This window comes from Telluria sp. RB2R28, from assembly GCF_059685835.1.
Map to the genome: position 1 here is coordinate 1,037,012 of NZ_JCASIK010000001.1, position 19,999 is coordinate 1,057,010.

At 66.1% G+C, this 19,999-nt stretch carries 22 protein-coding genes; 10 read left to right on the forward strand and 12 right to left on the reverse strand.

Features of this window, described 5'->3' with window-relative positions; genetic code table 11:
* Positions 1–94: 94 nt before the first annotated feature.
* From AC56LV_RS04635 to moaD, 6 genes are all read left to right on the forward strand, one after another.
* The gene (locus AC56LV_RS04635) at positions 95–1,300 is read left to right on the forward strand and encodes a glycine C-acetyltransferase (RefSeq protein WP_499556250.1); all 1,206 of its coding nucleotides are present in this window, start codon (positions 95–97) and stop codon (positions 1,298–1,300) included.
* A gap of 28 nt (positions 1,301–1,328) precedes the next feature.
* Entirely contained in the window at positions 1,329–2,291 is a 963-nt protein-coding gene (locus tag AC56LV_RS04640; protein WP_499556251.1) for an NAD-dependent epimerase/dehydratase family protein, read from the forward strand.
* A gap of 37 nt (positions 2,292–2,328) precedes the next feature.
* Entirely contained in the window at positions 2,329–3,711 is a 1,383-nt protein-coding gene (locus tag AC56LV_RS04645) for an L-serine ammonia-lyase (RefSeq protein WP_499556252.1), read from the forward strand.
* Between the two features lie 160 nt (positions 3,712–3,871).
* Complete coding sequence (gene thrC / locus AC56LV_RS04650) at positions 3,872–5,347, forward strand: threonine synthase (RefSeq protein ID WP_499556253.1); 1,476 nt, start codon at positions 3,872–3,874, stop codon at positions 5,345–5,347.
* 1 nt (position 5,348) lies between these two features.
* The gene (locus tag AC56LV_RS04655) at positions 5,349–6,608 is read left to right on the forward strand and encodes a molybdopterin molybdotransferase MoeA (RefSeq protein ID WP_499556254.1); all 1,260 of its coding nucleotides are present in this window, start codon (positions 5,349–5,351) and stop codon (positions 6,606–6,608) included.
* A gap of 7 nt (positions 6,609–6,615) precedes the next feature.
* The gene (moaD, locus tag AC56LV_RS04660) at positions 6,616–6,873 is read left to right on the forward strand and encodes a molybdopterin converting factor subunit 1 (RefSeq protein ID WP_482898659.1); all 258 of its coding nucleotides are present in this window, start codon (positions 6,616–6,618) and stop codon (positions 6,871–6,873) included.
* A gap of 12 nt (positions 6,874–6,885) precedes the next feature.
* Here moaD and dctP read toward each other — a convergent pair whose 3' ends face one another.
* The 5 genes from dctP to AC56LV_RS04685 form a co-directional block, all read right to left on the reverse strand.
* Positions 6,886–7,926 carry a TRAP transporter substrate-binding protein DctP gene (dctP, locus tag AC56LV_RS04665; RefSeq protein WP_499556255.1) on the reverse strand — a complete coding sequence of 347 codons (1,041 nt, stop codon included), beginning with the start codon at positions 7,924–7,926 and terminating at the stop codon, positions 6,886–6,888.
* 179 nt (positions 7,927–8,105) lie between these two features.
* Positions 8,106–8,330: a hypothetical protein gene (locus AC56LV_RS04670; protein WP_499556256.1), complete on the reverse strand. Its 225-nt coding sequence runs from the start codon at positions 8,328–8,330 to the stop codon at positions 8,106–8,108.
* A 12-nt stretch (positions 8,331–8,342) separates the two neighbouring features.
* The gene (locus AC56LV_RS04675; RefSeq protein WP_499556257.1) at positions 8,343–9,278 is read right to left on the reverse strand and encodes an alpha/beta fold hydrolase; all 936 of its coding nucleotides are present in this window, start codon (positions 9,276–9,278) and stop codon (positions 8,343–8,345) included.
* Positions 9,275–9,478 (reverse strand): helix-turn-helix transcriptional regulator, encoded by a 204-nt coding sequence (locus AC56LV_RS04680; protein WP_183552114.1) that lies wholly within the window; start codon positions 9,476–9,478, stop codon positions 9,275–9,277. Before AC56LV_RS04680 ends, AC56LV_RS04675 begins: the two co-directional genes overlap by 4 nt.
* The gene (locus AC56LV_RS04685; RefSeq protein WP_499556258.1) at positions 9,475–9,885 is read right to left on the reverse strand and encodes a hypothetical protein; all 411 of its coding nucleotides are present in this window, start codon (positions 9,883–9,885) and stop codon (positions 9,475–9,477) included. Before AC56LV_RS04685 ends, AC56LV_RS04680 begins: the two co-directional genes overlap by 4 nt.
* 136 nt (positions 9,886–10,021) lie before the next feature.
* Between AC56LV_RS04685 and AC56LV_RS04690 the strand changes: the two genes are divergently transcribed.
* From AC56LV_RS04690 to AC56LV_RS04700, 3 genes are all read left to right on the forward strand, one after another.
* Positions 10,022–11,278, forward strand: coding sequence for a TIGR03862 family flavoprotein (locus AC56LV_RS04690; protein ID WP_499556259.1), 1,257 nt, complete (start codon positions 10,022–10,024; stop codon positions 11,276–11,278).
* Between the two features lie 75 nt (positions 11,279–11,353).
* Positions 11,354–12,544, forward strand: a complete 1,191-nt coding sequence (locus tag AC56LV_RS04695; protein WP_499556260.1) for a tetratricopeptide repeat protein — start codon at positions 11,354–11,356, stop codon at positions 12,542–12,544.
* 52 nt (positions 12,545–12,596) lie between these two features.
* On the forward strand, positions 12,597–12,956 hold the full coding sequence (locus AC56LV_RS04700) for a hypothetical protein (protein ID WP_499556261.1): 360 nt from the start codon (positions 12,597–12,599) through the stop codon (positions 12,954–12,956).
* Between the two features lie 3 nt (positions 12,957–12,959).
* Here the strand turns inward: AC56LV_RS04700 and arfB are convergent, their stop codons facing one another.
* Positions 12,960–13,367: an alternative ribosome rescue aminoacyl-tRNA hydrolase ArfB gene (gene arfB, locus AC56LV_RS04705; RefSeq protein WP_499556262.1), complete on the reverse strand. Its 408-nt coding sequence runs from the start codon at positions 13,365–13,367 to the stop codon at positions 12,960–12,962.
* A gap of 176 nt (positions 13,368–13,543) precedes the next feature.
* On the opposite strand from arfB, the gene AC56LV_RS04710 reads away from it, so the two are divergent.
* Positions 13,544–14,761, forward strand: a complete 1,218-nt coding sequence (locus AC56LV_RS04710) for a YeeE/YedE family protein (protein ID WP_499556263.1) — start codon at positions 13,544–13,546, stop codon at positions 14,759–14,761.
* A gap of 184 nt (positions 14,762–14,945) precedes the next feature.
* On the opposite strand, the gene AC56LV_RS04715 is transcribed toward AC56LV_RS04710, so the two are convergent.
* The 6 genes from AC56LV_RS04715 to hpnC form a co-directional block, all read right to left on the reverse strand.
* On the reverse strand, positions 14,946–15,740 hold the full coding sequence (locus AC56LV_RS04715; protein WP_499556264.1) for a GIN domain-containing protein: 795 nt from the start codon (positions 15,738–15,740) through the stop codon (positions 14,946–14,948).
* Positions 15,741–15,757: 17 nt separating this feature from the next.
* Positions 15,758–16,582, reverse strand: coding sequence for a DUF1700 domain-containing protein (locus AC56LV_RS04720; protein ID WP_499556265.1), 825 nt, complete (start codon positions 16,580–16,582; stop codon positions 15,758–15,760).
* A gap of 15 nt (positions 16,583–16,597) precedes the next feature.
* A complete protein-coding gene (locus tag AC56LV_RS04725) occupies positions 16,598–16,747 on the reverse strand; it encodes a hypothetical protein (RefSeq protein WP_343028146.1) in 150 nt (49 codons plus the stop codon).
* A 31-nt stretch (positions 16,748–16,778) separates the two neighbouring features.
* A complete protein-coding gene (hpnE, locus tag AC56LV_RS04730) occupies positions 16,779–18,182 on the reverse strand; it encodes a hydroxysqualene dehydroxylase HpnE (protein ID WP_499556266.1) in 1,404 nt (467 codons plus the stop codon).
* Positions 18,169–19,002, reverse strand: coding sequence for a presqualene diphosphate synthase HpnD (gene hpnD, locus AC56LV_RS04735; RefSeq protein WP_258837886.1), 834 nt, complete (start codon positions 19,000–19,002; stop codon positions 18,169–18,171). The genes hpnE and hpnD overlap by 14 nt, the downstream gene beginning before the upstream one ends.
* Before the next feature lie 105 nt (positions 19,003–19,107).
* Positions 19,108–19,917, reverse strand: a complete 810-nt coding sequence (gene hpnC, locus AC56LV_RS04740; RefSeq protein WP_499556267.1) for a squalene synthase HpnC — start codon at positions 19,915–19,917, stop codon at positions 19,108–19,110.
* Positions 19,918–19,999 lie beyond the last annotated feature (82 nt).

Consider the following 19,999-nt stretch of genomic DNA (forward strand, 5'->3'; position numbering starts at 1 on the left):
ATACAGGATAAGTCTTCTACTTCGAACAAACCCACGGTACAGCATCCGCCAACTGCCGGTCAAGCCGGACCATCCACGGAACAGGAAAAACACCATGAGCGACCAGACTTTCTACAGCGGCCTGCAGCAAAAACTCGACACCTTGCGTAGCGATGGCTTGTTCAAGCCGGAACGCGTGCTGGCTTCGCGCCAGGGCGCCGAAGTGGTCGCGCAGGATGGCCGAACCCTGATCAATATGTGCGCCAACAATTACCTGGGCCTGGCGGGCGACGTCGAGACCCAGCAGGCAGCCGCCGCCGCGCTTGAAAAGTACGGCTACGGCCTGTCGTCGGTGCGCTTCATCTGCGGCACGCAAACCGTGCACAAGGAACTGGAAGCGGCGCTGTCGAACTTTCTGGGCACCGAAGACACGATCCTGTACGCCGCCGCGTTCGACGCCAACGGCGGCGTGTTCGAGCCGCTGTTCGACGAGAACGACGCGATCATCTCGGACGCGCTGAACCACGCGTCGATCATCGACGGCGTGCGCCTGTGCAAGGCGGCGCGCTACCGCTATGCCAACAACGACATGGCGGACCTGGAAAAGCAGCTGATCGCCGCCACTGAAGCCGGCAAGCGCCACAAGATCATCGTCACCGACGGCGTGTTCTCGATGGACGGCACCATTGCCCAGCTGGACAAGATCGTCGCACTGGCCGAGCAGTACGGCGCGCTGACGATGATCGACGAGTGCCACGCATCGGGCTTCATGGGCGCGACCGGCCGCGGCACGCATGAACACTGCGGCGTGATCGGCAAGATCGACATCATCACCGGTACGCTGGGCAAGGCCCTGGGTGGCGCGATGGGCGGCTTCACGTCGGGCAAAAAAGAAGTGATCGAAACGCTGCGCCAGAAATCGCGCCCATACCTGTTCTCGAACACGCTGGCGCCGATGATTGCCGGCGCCTCGCTCGCGGTACTCGAGCGCATCTCCAAGTCGACCGAACTGCGCGACCGCCTGATGGAGAACACGGCGTACTTCCGCGCAGAGATCGAGCGCATCGGCTTTACCATCAAGCCGGGCACGCACCCGGTGGTGCCGGTGATGCTGTTCGACGCGCCGGTCGCGCAGAAATTCGCGGCGCGCATGTTCGAGCTGGGCGTGCTGCTGTCGGGCTTCTTCTATCCGGTGGTGCCGATGGGCCAGGCGCGCGTGCGCGTGCAACTGTCGGCTGCGCACACCCGCGAACAACTGGACTTCGTGCTCAAGGCATTCGAACAAGCCGGCCGCGAGCTGGACATCATCAAGCAACAATAAATAATAAATACACGCAAGGAATCACAGCATGGAACGCATCCTCATCATCGGCGCCAACGGCCAGATCGGCAGTGAACTGGTCAGCGCGCTGGCCGAGCGCCACGGCGCGCAGAACGTCATCGCGTCGGACATCGGCGAGAACAACCTGTACGGCGCCGCGCGCTACACCCGCCTGAACGTGCTGGACAACGATGCGCTGGCAAGCCTGATCGCCGCCGAAGACATCACCCAGGTCTACCAGCTGGCCGCCATGCTGTCGGCCACCGGCGAAAAAGCGCCGCTCAAGGCCTGGAGCCTGAACATGGATGGCCTGCTCAACATCCTCGAAATCGCGCGTGAACGGGGCGAGGCCGGCAAGCCACTGAAAGTCTTCTGGCCATCGTCGATCGCGGCCTTCGGCCCGAACACGCCGGGCGAGCAGACGCCGCAGTTCACGATCATGGACCCGACCACGATCTACGGCATCAGCAAGCTGGCCGGCGAGCGCCTGTGCGAGTACTATCACAGCAAGTATGGCGTGGACGTGCGCAGCATTCGCTACCCGGGCATCATCAGCTACAAGTCGCCACCGGGCGGCGGCACCACCGATTACGCGATCGCGATCTTCCACGCGGCGCTGCGCGGCGAGACCTACGAATGCTTCCTCGGCCCCGAGACCACGCTGCCGATGATCTACATGCCCGACGCGATCCGCGCCACCATCGAGCTGATGGAAGCGCCCGCCGAACAGGTCGCGATCCGTTCGTCGTACAACGTGGCCGGCGTCTCGTTCAACCCGCGCGAACTGGCCGCCGCCATTCAAAAGGCGCGTCCCGGGTTCGCCATTGCCTACGCCCCGGACAGCCGCCAGCAGATCGCCGATTCGTGGCCAAAAAGCCTGGACGACAGCCGCGCGACGGCGGACTGGGGCTGGCAATCCCGCATCGGCATCGATGAAATGGTCGATTCGATGCTGGCCAATATCGATGTCGGCATCAAGGCGGCAGCGTAAGACCTCGCCTCAATAATAAAAAAGCAGGAGACACAAGATGGACATGAGCGTGTTTGATTTGTTCAAGATCGGCATTGGCCCGTCGAGTTCCCACACGGTGGGGCCGATGGTCGCCGCGCGCCGCTTTCTGCTGGAGAGCGGCATGCTGGACGAGGCGGTCGGCGTCGAGGCGCACCTGTACGGTTCGCTGGCGCTGACGGGCGTCGGCCATGCAACCGACAAGGCCGTGATCCTGGGGCTGATGGGCGAGACGCCGCAGGAGCTCGATCCAGCGTCGGTCGACGACAAGCTCGATCTCGCCGCGCTCGATGGACAGATCGCACTGCTGGGCATCAAGACCGTGCCGTTCGACGCCCGTGTCCACCTGGTCTGGCACAAGGCCTCGACGCTGCCCGAACACCCGAACGGCATGCGCTTCGTGCTGCAGCTGCGTGACGGCAGCATTATCGAGCGCATCTATTACTCGGTCGGCGGCGGCTTCATCACGGCAGCCGGCGAAGCGCAGGCGCGCGCCGCGGAACCGGTCGGCACACCGGTGCCGTACCCGTTCGACACGATGGTGCAATTGCTCGAGCACGGACGCATGCACGGCCTGACGATCCCGCACATGCTGCGCGCGAACGAGCGCGTGCGCATGAGCGACGCCGACCTCGATGCCGGCCTGGATCGCCTGTGGCGCGTGATGCGCGACTGTATCTGCCAGGGCCTGAAGACAGAAGGGCGCCTGCCCGGCGGCCTGAACGTGCGCCGCCGCGCGGCCGCGCTGTGGAAGCAGGCGCAGGAAACCCAGCCGCAGAACGCCTTGCCGCACGACGCCGTGCAGCAGGTCAGTCTGTACGCGATGGCCGTCAACGAAGAAAACGCCGCCGGTGGCCGCGTCGTCACGGCGCCGACCAACGGCGCAGCCGGCATCATCCCGGCCGTGCTGCGCTACTACGCGGAAGACTGCCGCCCGATCGATCCGCAGCGCGGCGTGCGCGATTTTTTGCTCACGTCGGCCGCGATCGGCATGCTGTGCAAGAAGAACGCGTCGATCTCGGGCGCCGAAGTGGGCTGCCAGGGCGAGGTCGGCGTGGCGTGCGCGATGGCGGCGGCGGGCCTCGTGGCAGCATTGGGCGGTACCAACGAGCAGATCGAGAACGCGGCCGAAATCGGCATCGAACACCATCTGGGCATGACCTGCGATCCGATCGGCGGCCTGGTGCAGATCCCGTGCATCGAGCGCAACGGCATGGGCGCGATCAAGGCGATCACCGCGGCGTCGCTGGCGCTCAAGGGCGATGGCGTGCACTTCGTGAGCCTGGACAGCGTGATCGAAACGATGCGCCAGACGGGCGCCGACATGCAGGTGAAGTACAAGGAAACGTCGCTGGGCGGCCTGGCCATCCACGTCGTGACGGTGAATCACGCCGCCTGCTGATTCGCTTGCTGACTAAGGCCGGTTCGGCAATCGTTGGGCGGCCAGAGCATCGGCCGCCCAATTTTATTGGGTGACATGACTTTTTTGCAGCACAGCATACAATTTCTCTGGCTCCCACTATAATTGACGATCCACCCGAGCCAACTGGATCTACAACCGTATGCACTATGTGTCCACCCGCGCGACGAGCGCGTCCGCAGCACGCAATCCCGAGAACTTCTGTGACATCCTGCTCGGCGGCTTGGCCCCGGACGGCGGCCTGTACCTGCCAGCCGAGTACCCGCAGGTCACGAGCGCCGAGCTTGACGCATGGCGCACGCTGTCGTACGCCGACCTGGCCTTCGAGATCCTGCGCAAGTTCGCCACCGATATCCCGGATGCCGACCTCAAAGCCATCACGACGCGCACCTACACGCCCGCCGTGTACTGCAACGCGCGTGCCGGCGAGTCCGCCGCCGAGATCACCCCGCTGCGCGTGCTGGAAGACGGCCGCAATGGCAAGCTGATCCTGCAGGCGCTGTCGAATGGCCCGACGCTGGCGTTCAAGGACATGGCGATGCAGTTGCTCGGCAACCTGTTCGAGTATGCGCTGGCCAAAAACAGCGATGAACTGAACATCTTCGGCGCGACCTCGGGCGACACCGGCAGCGCCGCCGAATACGCGATGCGCGGCAAGAAGGGCGTGCGCGTGTTCATGCTGTCGCCGCACGAGCGGATGAGCGCGTTCCAGACCGCGCAGATGTTCAGCCTGCAAGACCCGAACATCTTCAATATCGCCGTCAAGGGCAACTTCGACGATTGCCAGGACCTGGTCAAGGCCGTCTCGAACGACCTCACCTTCAAGGCGCGCCAGAAGATCGGCACTGTCAATTCGATTAACTGGGCGCGCGTCGTGGCCCAGGTCGTGTACTACTTCCGCGGCTACCTGGCAGCGACGACGAGCAATGACCAGAAGGTCTCGTTCACCGTCCCGTCGGGTAACTTCGGCAATATCTGCGCCGGCCACATCGCCCGCATGATGGGCCTGCCAATCGACAAGCTGGTGGCCGCCACCAACGAGAACGACGTACTCGACGAATTCTTCCGCACCGGCGTGTACCGCGTGCGCAAGGCGGCCGAGACGTTCCACACGAGCAGCCCGTCGATGGATATTTCGAAGGCGTCGAACTTCGAGCGCTTCGTCTACGACCTGGTCGGGCGCGACGCCGACCGTACGCACGCGTTGTTCCGCAAGGTCGACACGCATGGCGGCTTCGACCTGTCCGGCAAGCCGGGCGCCGATGGCGACGAATTCAAGCAGGTGGCCCGCTTCGGCTTCGCCTCGGGCCGCTCGACACACAACGACCGTTTGGATACGATCCGCGACGTGGCCGACGACTACGACATCACCATCGACACCCACACGGCCGACGGCATCAAGGTCGCGCGCGAGCACATGGCGCCGCGCGTGCCGATGATCGTGCTGGAAACAGCGCTGGCCGCCAAGTTCAACGAGACGATCCTCGAAGCGCTGGGCACCGATGCCGAGCGGCCGGCCGGCTTCGACGACATCGAGGCGCTGCCGCAGCGCTATGTCGTGATGCCTGCCGACGTGGCGCAAATGAAGGCGTACATCGCCGACCACACGGGGCTGTAACATGAACGCACCAGGACAACGACCGCCGATGCTGACGGTGCGCGAGGCGCTGGACGTGCTGCTCGCCGCCGCGCGCCCGGTGACGGACATCGAAACGATCCCCACGCTGGACGCCAACGGCCGCGTGCTGGCGGACGACCAGCTGGCCACCATTGACGTGCCATCGGCCGACAACACGCAGATGGATGGCTACGCCGTACGCGCCGCCGACTGCGCGAGCGGCGAGGCGACGCTGCGCGTGGCCCAGCGCATCCCGGCCGGCCACGTCGGCCAGCCACTCGAACCCGGCACGGCAGCACGCATCTTTACGGGCGCGCTGATTCCGCCGGGCGCCGACGCCGTCGTCATGCAGGAGCAGTGCGAGGCCGCAGGCGACAGCGTCACCGTGCGCCACGCGCCGGCCGACGGCGAGTGGATCCGCCGCAAAGGCGAAGACATCGGCAACGGCAGCGTGATCTTGAGCGCTGGTACCCGTCTTCGCAGCCAGGAGCTGGGCTTGGCGGCCTCGGTCGGTCTGGCCGCGCTGCCCGTGCACCGGCGCCTGCGCGTGGCCGTGTTCTTCACGGGCGACGAACTGGCCATGCCGGGTGAAGTGGCGGCTCAGGATCTGGCACCGGGTGCGATCTACAACTCGAACCGCTTCACGCTGCGCGCGCTGCTGGAAAACTTCGGCTGCGAGATCACCGACTTCGGCATCGTGCCCGATACGCTGGCCGCGACGCGCGCCACGTTGCGCGACGCTGCGCAGGCGCATGACCTGATCATCACGTCGGGCGGTGTGTCGGTGGGCGAAGAAGACCATATCAAGCCGGCCGTCGAGGCGGAAGGGCGCCTGTCGATGTGGCAGATCGCCGTCAAGCCCGGTAAACCGCTGGCGTTTGGCGAGGTGCGCCGCGAGGTAGAGGGCAATGAGGCTGATGCGTTCTTCCTCGGCTTGCCCGGCAATCCGGTGTCGAGCTTCGTTACCTTCCTGCTGTTCGTGCGGCCGTTCCTGCTGCGCCTGCAGGGCGTGCGTGGTCCGGTCGAGCCGCGCGGCTATCTGGTGCGCGCCGATTTCGATCTGCCCAAGGGCGACCGCCGCAACGAATTTCTGCGCGCGCGCTTCAATGCAGACGGTGGCCTCGAACTGTTTGCGAACCAGGGTTCCGGCGTGCTGACGTCCACCGTGTGGGGCGATGGCCTGATCGATAACCCGCCGGGCAATGCGATTGCAGCGGGCGATCTGGTGCGCTTCATTCCGTTCGCAGAACTACAGCATTAGGATAGTCATGAAGATCAACGTGAAGTATTTTGCCGCGCTGCGCGAAGCAGTCGGTACGGGGCAGGAACAGCTGGACCTGCCCCCTGATGTGGCGACCGTGGGTGCCGTGCGTGAATTGCTGCGCGCGCGCGGTGGCGTCTGGGCCGAGGCGCTGGCGCCCGAGCGCGCAGTGCGCATGGCCCATCAGCAAGTGATGTGCGACGGCGCCACACCCGTGGCGGCCGGCGCTGAAGTGGCATTCTTCCCGCCCGTGACAGGCGGGTAGGCTTTCACAAGGTCAGATCGCGGCGATCGACTGCTCGGCCAGCGCCATCAGTTTGGCGCAGTTGCTGTTGCGGGCTGCGAAGTCCTTCCACGCCGTGTTGCGCGCGACTTCCTGCCAGCTACGCAACGCGTCGGGATTCAGGTCGACCACGCGCGCGCCAACGCCGCGGTAGACGGTCGCAACCTCGGCATCGTCCATGCGCGCCGAATTCATCGCGAACTTTTCCAGATCGGCACCCACCGTCATCACCGCCTGCTGCTGCGCCTTGGTCAGGCGCTCGAACACGGTGCGCGACATCAGTAGCGGCTCGAACATGAACCAGTACGAACCGGCACGCGCCGTCGTCAGCGAACGGGCGGTTTCTTGCAGGCGGAACGAGATCAGCGACGTTGATGACGTCAGCGCCGCATCGAGGGCGCCGCTGCGCAGGGCGTTGTAGATTTCATTGGATGGCATGTTGACGACCGTGGCGCCGGCGTTCTGCAGCAGCATGTCCATCTCGCGCGAGCCGCCGCGTACTTTCAGGCCACGCGCGTCTTCCGGGGCAATGATCGGGTCGCCGCGCGACGCGACGCCACCCGCTTGCCAGATCCAGCTGACGATGACCAGGCCCTGTTCGCCAAGGATGCGCGACAGTTCACGCCCGACCGGTGCATTGCGCCAGCCATAACCCTGTTCGTACGACGTGACCAGCGCCGGCATCAGCCCGATATTGGCTTCCGGCGCCTCGGCGCCCGCGTACGACAGCGGCACCAGTGCCATGTCGAGCTTGCCGCTGCGCAGTGCGCCGAATTGCGCGCCCGGCTGCATCATGGTCGAGTCCGGATAGATCGAGAACTTCACGCCACCGCGCGTGCGCTTTTCGACCTCGGAAGCGAACATGCGGCACAGGCGATCGCGAAAGTCGCCCCGCGCGATGCTGCCGCCGGGGAACTGGTGCGAGATCTTGAGATTGTTGGGCTGGGCCCACGCCGAGCCGATCCAGAGCGGGCTGGTGGCGAGCGCACCGAGTACTGTCCTGCGCGTAGCGAACGATTCGATTTCTACCGACATATACATCCTCCAAGATGTTGTAACGGACTGCCGGGCGAATCGTGGCGTGCCTCGTCGGTGCGGGCGTCATCGTTCGCAGCTGGCCACGACAAGAATATGCCTGCTGCGCGGCATGTCAAGCAGAATATTGCAGATCTGACAAACCGAACATGCTGGAGGAATAGACTGACCGGTAATCGTCAGCGCGCCTGCTCATCCTTGCAGACAGCGCAGCCGATCCCGCGGCTGGCCTGGCGCCAGCGCGAGGCGACGAAGATCGCCGCCGCCGCGGCCGACCAGCCCAGCGTCGCGGGCCAGGTGGCGGCCAGGCTGTCGCCGCGCATCAGGTCGACGGCGGCGAGCAGCAGGAACATGGTGCCGGCGGCCAGCAGGAACTGGCCGATCCAGTAGGTGACAGGGCGCATGGAAAACTCCTTTCAACGACGGTCGAAAAAGCGGCGCAGGATGCCGGCCAGGGCCAGCGGCTGGTCGATCATCAGGAAGTGCCGGGACGGCGCGATGGGCACCACCTCGACCGAGGGAATGCCCTCGACCAGGCTGCGGTAGTGCGCGACCTTGTCGTCGGCCGTCATGGTGTCCTGCGCCCCATCGTACTGGTAAAACGGCGCCACCACCAGCAGCGGCGCAGTGATTTTTTCGAGGCCCGGACGCAGGTCGAGCGCCAGCGCGTCGGCCACGTAGGCGCCGACGGCGGCGCGGTCGCTGCGCAGCAGCAGCGGCGTGATGTCGTCGGCCTTGCCGATGTCGAGTACGCCCTGGCCACGCATATACTGGCGCTGCTGCGCGGCCCAGGCGTTCGGATCGGCGACGGCCATCGTGTCGCGCACGCGTTGCGCCGCTTGCGGGCGCTGTGCGGGCGGCATGTTTTCGGTGCCGGGAAACACCGGCAAGCCGTCGAGCGCCACGACGCCGCCGATGCCGTTGCCCAGGTCCTGCGCCACGGCGTAGGCGAGCGTACCGCCCAGGCTGTGGCCGACGAGGATCGGCTTGTTCAGCTTGCGCTGCGCGATCAAGCCTTCCAGTGCGGCGCGCGCGCCTTCGAAGGGTTCGCCAGTGGGCCCGGGACGGCCGTCGAAGCCGGGCAGCGTCACGACATACAGCGTGAACTCGTCCTTGAACTGGCGGATCACGTCCTGCCACACCCACGGGCCACTGGCCAGGCCAGGAATCAGGATCACCGGGCGGCCCTTGCTGCCATGGCGCTCGACCAGCAGCGCGCCGGATTCGAACGTTTCGGCCGGCTTGATGCTGGCGGCAAAGCGGTTCGCGCTCTGGGTTGCCGGGGCCGGAGACTGTGCTGCGGCAAAGGGGGCGGCGCCGAGCGCCAGGGTCAACAACAGTGCAGCTTTCATGCGGTCTCCTGATCAGGTGTGAAGATGGCTTCGACCGGCAGGCCGAACAGCCGGGAAATGGCAAAGGCAAGGGGCAGGCTGGGATCGTAACGGCCCGTTTCGATCGCGTTGACGCTCTGGCGCGAAACGTCCAGGCGCTCGGCCAGGTCGGCCTGGCTCCAGCCCTGCGTGGCGCGCAGTTCGCGGATACGGTTTTTCATCGTGTCTGCAGCTTCTCGTGCACCGAGCGTACCAGGCATACCAGCATGGTCGCGCCGCACAGCACCATCCAGACCGAGAACATCGACATGCGCGGATAGCCGGCGGTCTCGAGGAACCCGTAGCTGAACGTGAGCCCGGCGGTCAGCCCGGCGGCCAGCGCAAACGATTCGAGCAAAAAGCTGCGCAGGTATTCGTCGACCCGGCCGAGATGACGGGCGATCGCCCACAGCGCCAGGCAAAAGCCGAGCATCGGCGAGAGCAGCACCAGGATGCGGGGCAGGCCGTCGTCCATCGGCCGGCCGAAGCGGATGGAGGCCATCAGCAGGACGGCATAGACCAGAAACGCGCCGGCCATCTCGCGCAGGTACGCCTTGTAAACCCGTTTTTCATGCTTGCTCGCAGCCATCTGGTGCCTCTCTTGGTTAGTAAAGGATGCTTTACATCGTAGGCCCGTTATTTTGTGATGTCAAGCATCCTTTACAGCGTTTTTTGGAGCGGGAAGTCGACTACAATGCGGGTCCCGCTTTTTCTCGTTCGTCACCATGACTCAGCCCGCCGCTTCCACCTTCTCGCCCCGTGTCGTCGTGATCGGCGGCGGTCCTGCGGGCCTGATGGCGGCCGAGACGCTGGCGGCAGCGGGCGTGCAGGTCGACGTTTACGATGCGATGGCCAGCGTCGGCCGCAAGTTCCTGCTGGCCGGGAAGGGCGGCATGAACATCACGCACTCGGAACCGTATGCCGATTTCGTGCAGCGCTACCGCGACCGCCAGGTGCACGTGAACGGCTGGCTCGATGGGTTCGATGCCGACGCCGTGCGCGCCTGGATCCACGACCTTGGCATCGAGACCTTCGTCGGCACGTCGGGCCGCGTGTTCCCGCTCGAGATGAAGGCCGCGCCGCTGCTGCGCGCGTGGCTGCACCGCCTGAAGGAAAGTGGCGTGCGCTTTCACATGCGCCAGCGCTGGCTCGGCTGGCAGGATGGCCGCCTGCGCTTTGCCACGCCGGACGGCGAACGGCTGGTCGAGGCCGACGCGACGATCCTGGCGCTGGGCGGCGCGAGCTGGGCGCGCCTGGGCTCGGACGGCGCCTGGGTGCCGCTGCTGCGCGAGCGCGGTGTCGAGGTGGCGCCGCTGGCGCCGGCCAACTGCGGTTTTGACACCGGCTGGAGCGCGCATTTCAGCAGCCGCTTTGCCGGCGCGCCGCTGTTGACAGTGGCGGCCGGCGTGCGCGGTGCCGACGGCGCCATCGCCTGGCGCAAGGGCCAGTTCGTCGTCACGGCAGGCGGCGTCGAAGGCAGCCTGGTGTATGCGCTGTCGGCACCGCTACGCGACGCGATTGCGCGCGATGGCAAGGCCACGCTGTGGCTCGACCTGGCGCCGGACCACAGTGCGCAGCGGGTGTTTGATGAAGTCACGCGAGGACGCGGTTCGCGCTCGATGTCCAGTCACCTGCAAAGCCGGCTCGGGATCAAGGGCGTCAAGGCCGGGTTGCTGCACGAGTGCCTGTCGAAAGCCGATTCTGCCGATCCGGCGCGGCTGGCCGCTGCCATCAAGGCGCTGCCGGTGACGCTGCTGCGCCCGCGCCCGATCGACGAGGCGATCAGCAGCGCGGGGGGCGTGCAATTCGATGCGATGGACGGCGAGAGCGCGATGCTGCGCGCGCTGCCGGGCGTGTTCGTCGCCGGCGAAATGGTGGACTGGGAAGCGCCCACCGGCGGCTACCTGCTGACTGCCTGCTTTGCCAGCGGACGTGCGGCGGGGCGGGACGTGCTGGCCTGGCTGGATGCTGCACAGCGGTGACATTCCGTGAATTATTCCGGCGCGCGTGCTTGGTAAGATAAGCGCTTCATCAGCGTTTCGCGCCACGGCCCCTTAATGACTTCTCTTCGCGTACTGACGCTCGCAGCTCTTCTCGCCGCTACGCATGTCGCCGGCGCCCCGAGCGCCCATGCAGACGTCGGCTGCGGCCAGCCGTGTCGTGGCCTGGTGCTCGAAGCGCAGGCGCTGGAGGGCCGCGCCCGCTACCAGGAAGCGCTGACGAAGTACAAGCAGGCCGAACTGGCCGATCCGACCGCGTCGATCCCATTGTCGCTGGCGGCAGGCCTGGTGCTGAAACTCTCGACGGTGGCGCCGCAGGACAAGGCGCCGCAGCTGCGCGACATGGCGCGCGCGCTGGCCGAGCGGGCAACCCTGCTGGCAGCCGACGATCCGGTGGCGCAGGAAGTGTTGCGCATGCTGGACGATCCGGCGCCGCCACCGCTGCATCAGCCAAACGCCAGGGTGGCGAAATTGATGGCCGAAGGCGAGGCGGCGTTCGCGCGCCAGGACATCAAGGCCGCGCTGGCAAAGTACGAGGCGACGATGCTGGCCGATCCGCAGTATTCCAGTGCCTGGGTCGCCGCCGGGAATTGTTATTACGTGCAACGGGACTGGAAGGGCGCCGAGGCGCTGTTTCGCCAGGCGACCCTAATCGAGCCGCACAATTCGCAGGCCTGGCGCTACTTGTCCGACGCGCTGTTCTACCAGGACAAACGGGGCGCGGCCGAGGCGATGCTGTACAAGGCCATTGAGGCCGATCCGTCGCAGCGGCCGAACTGGAGCAAGCTGGCCATGTACCGTGCCGGCGCCGGCTTGCCCTTGAAGGCGCTGGGCCTGCGCCGTGGCGTGCGCGTGGCGGAAAACGCGGACGGCAAATACGTGATCAGTCTCGATTCGAAAACGGATGCGGAAAAGACGCCTGATCACGCGTTCCGGCTGGCGCTGGGCATGACGGAAGTCCGGCTACGCACCGAAGACAAGGCCAAGGCCAAGTCGGCGTTCGGGATCGAGCTCGAAGCGTGGCGGCTGGCCTTGAAGATCGCCGACGAGGCCGAGGCCAATAGCGGCGAAGGTATCCTTGATCCGGGCCTGCTGCAGGTGCGGGCGCTGGCGCGTGAAGGGCAGCTCGAACCGGCCATCCTGCTGCTGATGTTCCGTCAGGCGTACCGGCCGGCGCTGCAGGCCTGGATGGCGGCCAATCCCGGCGGGGTCAAGTACTTCATCGACCGCTATGGCGTGATGCCTTGAGTATCCTGCTGCCGGGCGCTGGCATCCCGGGCTGGCGGGTATAGTCAACATCATGCCTTCTTCTCCCCGTTATCCGAACACGCCGGACGGCCGCTACTTCGTCGTCAAGGGGCGCCTCTGGCGCAGCAGTAATCCGCATCTGGCGCCGGACGAGCGGCAACAATGGGTAAACCGGTTGATGGATGCACGGCGGCAGGTCGGGGCGGCGCTCAAGGTGCGTGACGAGGCGGCCGAGCGCACGGCCCGCGCCGGTGTCGACGAGGCCAAGCGGGCACTGGGAGAGCGGGGGCCGGTCTGGTGGACCGATGGCGCGCCGGATTACAACCGGCGCATGGCGGTCAATACGCCGTATGCGGCGTGGTATGCGGCGCTGGACGGCGTGGAGTCCGGGACTTTGCACGCTCCCGCGTGACGTTCAGTCGGTAACCTTGCCCCGCAGCGCCTTGGTCTGGCTGCTGCGCGTCTTGCCATCGAGCCGCCGCAGTTGCGAGCCGCGTGTCGGGCGAGTGGGGCGGCGGGTGACGGGAACGATCGCGGCCTTGTCGACCAGCTCCTGCAGGCGCCGCAGCGCGTCTTCCTTGTTCTGTTCCAAGCTGCGCGACTGTTGCGCTTTCAGTACCAGCACGCCTTCGTGCGAGATGCGCGTGTCGCGCAGCGCCAGCAGCCGCTCCTTGACCGGCTGTGGCAGCGACGACGCCGGGATGTCGAAACGCGCATGCACGGCGCACGAGACCTTGTTGACGTTCTGCCCGCCCGGGCCCTGGGCGCGGATCGCGGTGAATTCGACCTCGGCCGGATTGATATGTGGAGTGATTGCGGCCATCTTGGTCCTGGTTGCATGATGCGCCGTGCAGGTTCGCAGCAGCTGGCGCATTGTAAGCGCTGGCGTGCCGGCCTGCTGCCTGCCGTGTCTGCGATGTGCAAAACTGGCGGGTTGCCTGCAATGATTGTCAAAAGCGACGACAATACCGGCCTACTTTCATTTGCACGGTGCCTGTCATGTCCAATTCTTCCACTCTGTCGATGCCGCCCCGTGTCGACCTCAATGTGCGCCCGCTTGGCGTTGCGTTGTTCCTGCTCGTGCTTGGCGCGTGGTATCTCGCGCAAGCGGTGAGCGGTCGCCAGTCGGCGCTGTACATCGTCGGCGCGCTGCTCGGCGTGGCGCTGTACCACGCGGCGTTCGGCTTCACGTCGGCCTGGCGCGTGTTCATCGCCGACGGCCGCGGTGCCGGCCTGCGCGCGCAGATGGTCATGCTGGCCGTCGGCGTGGCGCTGTTCTTCCCGGCGCTGGCCGCCGGTACGCTGTTCGGCGCGCCGGTAACTGGATTGGTGCAGCCGGCCGGTACGTCGGTGATCGTCGGCGCGTTCCTTTTCGGCATCGGCATGCAGCTGGGCGGCGGTTGTGCGTCCGGCACCCTGTACACGGTCGGTGGCGGCAGCACGCGCATGATCGTCACGCTGCTGTTCTTCATCATTGGCTCATTGATCGGCACGGCGCACATGCCGTTCTGGACCTCGATGCCGCAACTGGCGCCGCTATCGGCCGTCAAGGAACTGGGCCTGGCGCCGGCGCTGGCACTGAACTGGGGCATCTTCGCGCTGATCGCATTCATCACGATCGTCGTCGAAAAGCGCCGCCACGGCAAACTGGTCCCGGCGCACGTGCAGCCGCCGCATCGCTCCCCATGGCTGCATGGCCCGTGGCCGCTGCTGGCCGGCGCGCTCGCGCTGGTCGTGCTCAACTTCGCGACGCTGGCGCTGTCAGGTCGTCCGTGGGGCGTCACATCAGCCTTCGCACTGTGGGGCGCGAAAGCGGCCGCGGTGATGGGCATCGACACGGCCAGCTGGGCGTACTGGTCCACGAAAGCCAATGCCGCCGCACTGGCCTCGCCAATCTCGCAGGACGTCACGTCGGTGATGGACATCGGCATCGTGCTTGGCGCGATGCTGGCGGCGGCGCTGGCCGGCCGCTACGCGCCAGTCTGGCGCCTGCCAATGCGCTCGCTGATCGCCGCCATCGTCGGCGGCTTGCTGCTGGGCTACGGCGCTCGCCTGGCCTACGGCTGCAACATCGGCGCGTACTTCAGCGGCATCCTGTCGGGCAGCCTGCACGGCTGGCTGTGGCTGGTCGTCGCCTTCATCGGCAACGTGGTCGGCACCCGCCTGCGCCCCTTCTTCGGCCTCGAAGTCGAACGCCTGAAACCCACCGCCTGCTAAGCAAAAAGTAGGGTCAGAGTCGATTTATTGAGCAATTGATTAACTGAAGTTGTCAAACAATTCGACTCTGACCCCAATTATCCAAAAGACAATTGCCCAACAATTGGGGTCAGAGTCGAATTATTGAGCAACTGATTTACTGAAGTTGTCAAACAATTCGACACTGACCCTATTTGTTGGGGGGTTATTCTTCGTAGGTGACGCTGCCGCTGCCTGTGCGGCTGGTGCTGCGTTCGGCGGGGTTGCCGTAGACTTCGACGTCGCCGCTGCCGCTGAGGGTGATGCGGATGGTGTTGCGGGCTTGGACGACGCTGTCGCCGGAGCCGGTCTGGCTTAGCGTGACTTCGCTGGCGCGCAGGTGTTCGGCGTCGAGGCGGCCGGAGCCTGTCGTGTCGGCTTCGAGGGCGCGGGTGGTGCCGGAGACCGTGATGCTGCCGGAGCCCATCAGGCGGGTTTCGACGCGGTCCATCGCGGCGCCGCCATTCACGTCAAGGTCGCCGCTGCCGGTCAGGCCGACCGTGGCGTCGCGGTAGCGGCCATTGAAGCGCACGCTGCCGGAGCCGTTGAGCTGGATTGCGATGGCGTCGCCCGAAAAGCCGCTGATCGTGCTGTCGCCGCTGCCTTCGATCGTCACCGACGTCAGTACCGGCAGCACCAGCTCGACCACCAGCGGTTCGCGGTGGCGCAGCACCATGCCGCGGATGCCGATGCGCAGGATCTTGCCGTCGCCCGTGACCTCGACATTGCCCAGCATGCGCTGCTCGCCGCTGACCCGCAGCATCGGCGTGGCGCCGTAGCGCAGGTTCAGGTCGATGGGGCCGTCGAGTTCGACGATCTCCACGCCGGCCGGCACCGGACGCGTGTCCTGCGCGACGGCGCGGCCTTCGGCGGCGCTGACCGTGCCGCTGGCCTTGAGCATGCTGTAGCTGAGCGCCACGAGCACCGCTGCCAGCAGCAGCAGGCTGAAACCAACTTTCATCAATGAGCGCATGGCGGCTATCCCCTCAACAATGACATGTTCATGTTCACGTAGCGGCGGATGCCGGCGATCGTGTACTTGCTGAACACCAGCGACAGCAGGAACAGCGCAATGCCGCCCAGGATCAGCGCGCACCCGAGCACCACCTGCGTCGTGCGCGAATCGGGATCGAGGTCAGTGGTGATCTGGATACGGCGTTCGGCCACGGCCTCGGCGCCGCGCAGCACGCGCGAACGCTGATGACGGTTCTCGCTGTCGGCGGCCGATCCACCGTCACCGGCCTCGGAGCGCAAATCCGGCCTCAAAACCGGTTCTTCATAGACCTGAATGCCATGCTCGCCGATCGACACCCGGGTCTGCGTTTCGCTCGCGCCGTCGTCGTCGTTCGTCATTTCCAGGCGGCTCAGCGGGGCACTCAGCACCAGCTCGTTCGAGCCGGCCAAGCCGCTGGCGGTGACGGCGATGCCCGACACATAGACGCCAAAGGCCGACATGTACAGCGCCATCAGCAACGACGCAAACACCGCCGCTGGAATCAGCATGAACAGGTTGAAGACCAGCAGGCCAAAGCCCGACACGACGGTGCGCGCCAAGGAGCTCGCCGGGGACGCCGGCTTTTGCGCCAGCTGCGCGAAATGAGCGTTGGTGCGCAGCGTCAGCGCGACGTCGCGCGGGTCACCGAGCTCCTTGGCCACATCCTGTTCGGATCGTCCGACTGCTGCGCCGTCGACGAAGCGCTGCTCGTACCACGCGAGCGTCTTGGCCTGCACGTCGGGCGGCAGCCCCATCAGCGCGCGCTTGAGCGCGTCGAGGTAGTCGAGCTTGGAGAAAAAGTACGCCATACGATACGCGCCGGCCTAGTGGTGACCGAGGACCGGGATTGCACCGATCGCGCTGGCGGTGCCGTGCGCGGCGCCGCCGATCAGTTCGGGCATGACGAGTACGAGCGTGCTGGCCGCCACAAGAAGCAGCAGGGCGACCGTTCGCAGTCCGAGTCGGGGTGTCATGGTGGTGTCCATCAGGGGTGTTTCGATGGTGCTACTGTACGGCGCCGGCCGCCGCTGCACCATCGCCGTGCGACAGGCTGCGCTTTTCGCGGGGCAGGGCGCCGTAGGCGAGGATGGCCGTCGCCGCCCCCTGGCCGCTGCGCACCGCCGTTTCGAGCGTCGCCGGGTAATCGCTGGCCGTGTAGTCACCGGCTAGCACCACGCCCGCGAGCGGCGTGACGTTGGCTGGCCGGACCAGGCCGGGGGCGCAGGTGAACGTGGCGCGCTTTTCCGTGATCAGCTGGGTCCAGACTGGCGTGCCCAGTTCGGGCCGGCCAAAGTCGTGCGCCAGTTGCGCCGCGATGGCGCCCGCGAGCGCCTCACGCGGCAGCGCAGCAGCCTCGGCGGCGGCGCTGACCACGACGGCAAACACGCCCTCCTGGCCAGGATCGAGCTGGGCGCGGTCGAACACGAACTGGCCCCAGCGGCCCGCTTGCGGATCGTCCAGCAGTGCGTAGAACGGCAGCTCCAGGCGCGTGCCCGGTGCATATTGCAGGTAACAGGTCGCGATCGGCTCGTAGGTGAAGCCATCCAGTTGCGCGCCAAGCGCGGCGCAGTCGGCAAACGGCGCCAGCAGCGTGGCGCTGGCCGTTGCCGGCGTGGCCAGCACCACGGCATCGACCCGCTCGTCGCCAGCGCCCGTCGTCAGGCACCAGCCGTCGCCCTCGCGCGCAATCGCCGCAACCTTGACGCCAGGGCGCACACTGTGACCTTGGCGAACCAGCCAGGCGCCGGCAGGCTCCGGAAACAGGGCGCCCATCGCCACGCGCGGCAGCAGCATGTCCGACGCCGCGCGCCGGCTGGCGCCCAGGCTGTCGCGCAGCACGGCCAAAAATACATTGGCCGATGCGCGTTCGGGCGGCGTATTGAGCGCCGCGATGCACAGCGGACGCCACATCAGTGTTGTGAGTCGCTCGGTCTGGTCGAAGCGTTCGAGCAGTTCGGCCACCGTGCAATCGACGTCCAGCGCCCAGCCCATCCAGCGCCCGGCGCTGTTGAAGCGGGCCAGTGCCAGCTTGTCGGCGCGGGCCAGGCCCTTCGCGCGCAGCAGCGCGAACGCCAGGTGCAGCGGCGCTGGCAGGCGCGGTGCGACGAAGTCCATGCCATCGCCACCCGGCGGATAGCGCATCTGCACCGGCAGGCGCAGCAATGCTGCATCGGGATCGACGCCCACCTCGCGCAGCATGCGCAGCGATTCGGCGTAAGCGCCCAGCAGGATGTGCTGGCCGTTGTCCAGCGCCAGGCCGCGTACGTCGACCCCACGGGCGCGCCCGCCAAGGGTGCGCGCCGCTTCGAACAGGATGACGTCTGCGCCCTTGCGCGCCAGCGTCACTGCCGCCGCGCAGCCGGCCCAGCCCGCGCCGACGACTGCAACGCGCAGCCTAGGTGCGGACATACGTCTTCCACGCCAGCCACAGTTTGCGCAGTGGCGTGAGCGAGATACGCTGATTCAGTACGTGGTAGCCGTCGCGCTGGATTTCATCGAGCAGCGTGCGGTAGATCGACGCCATCATGAGGCCCGGACGCTGGGCGCGCCGGTCTTCCTTTGGCAGCAGGGCCAGCGCTTCGTCGTAGATGGCTTGCGCGCGCTTGGCCTGGAACGCCATCAGCGCTTCGAATTTTTCGCTGTGCTGAAGCTTGAGCAGGTCGTTCGCCGTGACGCCGAACTGCTGCAACTCGTTCACCGGCAGATAGATGCGGCCCTTGCGCGCGTCGTCGCCGACGTCGCGGATGATGTTCGTCAGCTGGAACGCGAGGCCCAGTTTTTCGGCATACGCCAGCGTTTGCGGATTGGTGTAGCCGAAAATGCTGGCCGACAGGATGCCCACGACGCCCGCCACGTGCCAGCAATAGCGCTGCAGGCCCGGGTAATCGAGGTAGCGGCTCTGGTCGAGGTCCATCTCCATGCCGTTGACGATCGCCTGCAGGTGCTGTTCTTCGAGCTTGTAGACGGCGATATGGGGCTGCAGCGCCAGCATCACCGGATGCGTCGGCGTGCCCGCATACATCTTCGAGACCTCGGTGCGCCACCAGGCCAGCTTGATGCGCGCGACGGAACCGTCGGTGGCTTCGTCGACGGTGTCGTCCACCTCGCGGCAAAAGGCGTACAACGCCGTGATCGCGCGCCGGCGTTCGGGCGGCAAAAACAGGAAGCTGTAGTAGAAACTGGAGCCGCTTTGAACGGTCTTTTGCTGGCAGTATTCGTCTGGAGACATGAAAATCGTCGTGGAGTGCTGGTTGGGCGGCTGCGGCACGGCTGTACCGTCAGGCGAGCATTCTAGCAGGGTAGACAGCGCTGCCGGCGATGTGCGCCGTGACTTTTACATGCGCAGCGCGCCCCAGCCCACGGCGACCCAGTCCGGGGTGGCCAGCGTCGGGCGGCGGTTGAACACATCGTAACCGGCCCGCTCGATCCGGTCGAGGATGCGCAGGCCGCCCTGGACGATCATGCGCAGCTCCCAGCCGATGCGTCCCGGCAGCCGCCTGGCCAGCGGCGCGCCCGACAGCATCAACGCGCGGGCGCGCTCGACCTCGAATCGCATCAGGGCCTGGAACGGCGCATCGACGACGCCTGCCTTCAGCGCCGTTTCGCTGACCTTGTACCGCGCCAGGTCTTCCAGCGGCAGGTAGATCCGGCCCTTGGCCAGGTCGATTCCGACGTCCTGGATAAAGTTAATCAGTTGCAGCGCGCTGCAGATCGCATCCGAGTCGCGCAGATTGACCGCGTCGTCCGTGTCGTAGAGGGCCAGCATCAGGCGTCCGACCGGGTTGGCCGAGCGGCGGCAATAATCGAGCAGGCTCGCGTACTCCTGGTAGCGGGGCGTCACGACATCCTGCCGGAAGGCCGACAGCAGATCGCGCATCGGCCCGACCGACAGCTGGTATTGCGCCACGACATGGGCCAGCCGCGCGAACATCGGCTCATCGGGAACGGCGCCGGCCTCGATGCGGTCCAACTGCTGGTCATAGGCTTGCAGCGCCGCCAGCCGTTCGCCGGGCGCGGCGTCGCCTTCGTCGGCGAGGTCGTCGGCACTGCGCGCAAAGGCGTAGATCGCCTCGACCGCCGGCACCAGGCGGCGCGGCATCAGGATCGACGCAACAGGAAAGTTCTCGTAGTGATTGACGGCCATGTTTAGAGGGAAGACGCTAAAGTCGTCACATTGTCTATTTGCATGATTATAATTGCTGAATTACAAACTGGCGCCAACGCAG

Excerpts from the sequence above, each read along its gene's own strand:
- AC56LV_RS04635 (WP_499556250.1), top strand. The coding sequence starts at position 95 with ATGAGCGACCAGACTTTCTACAGCGGCCTGCAGCAAAAACTCGACACC.
- AC56LV_RS04640 (WP_499556251.1), top strand. The coding sequence starts at position 1,329 with ATGGAACGCATCCTCATCATCGGCGCCAACGGCCAGATCGGCAGTGAA.
- AC56LV_RS04645 (WP_499556252.1), top strand. The coding sequence starts at position 2,329 with ATGGACATGAGCGTGTTTGATTTGTTCAAGATCGGCATTGGCCCGTCG.
- thrC (WP_499556253.1), top strand. The coding sequence starts at position 3,872 with ATGCACTATGTGTCCACCCGCGCGACGAGCGCGTCCGCAGCACGCAAT.
- AC56LV_RS04655 (WP_499556254.1), top strand. The coding sequence starts at position 5,349 with ATGAACGCACCAGGACAACGACCGCCGATGCTGACGGTGCGCGAGGCG.
- moaD (WP_482898659.1), top strand. The coding sequence starts at position 6,616 with ATGAAGATCAACGTGAAGTATTTTGCCGCGCTGCGCGAAGCAGTCGGT.
- dctP (WP_499556255.1), bottom strand. The coding sequence starts at position 7,926 with ATGTCGGTAGAAATCGAATCGTTCGCTACGCGCAGGACAGTACTCGGT.
- AC56LV_RS04670 (WP_499556256.1), bottom strand. The coding sequence starts at position 8,330 with ATGCGCCCTGTCACCTACTGGATCGGCCAGTTCCTGCTGGCCGCCGGC.
- AC56LV_RS04675 (WP_499556257.1), bottom strand. The coding sequence starts at position 9,278 with ATGAAAGCTGCACTGTTGTTGACCCTGGCGCTCGGCGCCGCCCCCTTT.
- AC56LV_RS04680 (WP_183552114.1), bottom strand. The coding sequence starts at position 9,478 with ATGAAAAACCGTATCCGCGAACTGCGCGCCACGCAGGGCTGGAGCCAG.
- AC56LV_RS04685 (WP_499556258.1), bottom strand. The coding sequence starts at position 9,885 with ATGGCTGCGAGCAAGCATGAAAAACGGGTTTACAAGGCGTACCTGCGC.
- AC56LV_RS04690 (WP_499556259.1), top strand. The coding sequence starts at position 10,022 with ATGACTCAGCCCGCCGCTTCCACCTTCTCGCCCCGTGTCGTCGTGATC.
- AC56LV_RS04695 (WP_499556260.1), top strand. The coding sequence starts at position 11,354 with ATGACTTCTCTTCGCGTACTGACGCTCGCAGCTCTTCTCGCCGCTACG.
- AC56LV_RS04700 (WP_499556261.1), top strand. The coding sequence starts at position 12,597 with ATGCCTTCTTCTCCCCGTTATCCGAACACGCCGGACGGCCGCTACTTC.
- arfB (WP_499556262.1), bottom strand. The coding sequence starts at position 13,367 with ATGGCCGCAATCACTCCACATATCAATCCGGCCGAGGTCGAATTCACC.
- AC56LV_RS04710 (WP_499556263.1), top strand. The coding sequence starts at position 13,544 with ATGTCCAATTCTTCCACTCTGTCGATGCCGCCCCGTGTCGACCTCAAT.
- AC56LV_RS04715 (WP_499556264.1), bottom strand. The coding sequence starts at position 15,740 with ATGAAAGTTGGTTTCAGCCTGCTGCTGCTGGCAGCGGTGCTCGTGGCG.
- AC56LV_RS04720 (WP_499556265.1), bottom strand. The coding sequence starts at position 16,582 with ATGGCGTACTTTTTCTCCAAGCTCGACTACCTCGACGCGCTCAAGCGC.
- AC56LV_RS04725 (WP_343028146.1), bottom strand. The coding sequence starts at position 16,747 with ATGACACCCCGACTCGGACTGCGAACGGTCGCCCTGCTGCTTCTTGTG.
- hpnE (WP_499556266.1), bottom strand. The coding sequence starts at position 18,182 with ATGTCCGCACCTAGGCTGCGCGTTGCAGTCGTCGGCGCGGGCTGGGCC.
- hpnD (WP_258837886.1), bottom strand. The coding sequence starts at position 19,002 with ATGTCTCCAGACGAATACTGCCAGCAAAAGACCGTTCAAAGCGGCTCC.
- hpnC (WP_499556267.1), bottom strand. The coding sequence starts at position 19,917 with ATGGCCGTCAATCACTACGAGAACTTTCCTGTTGCGTCGATCCTGATG.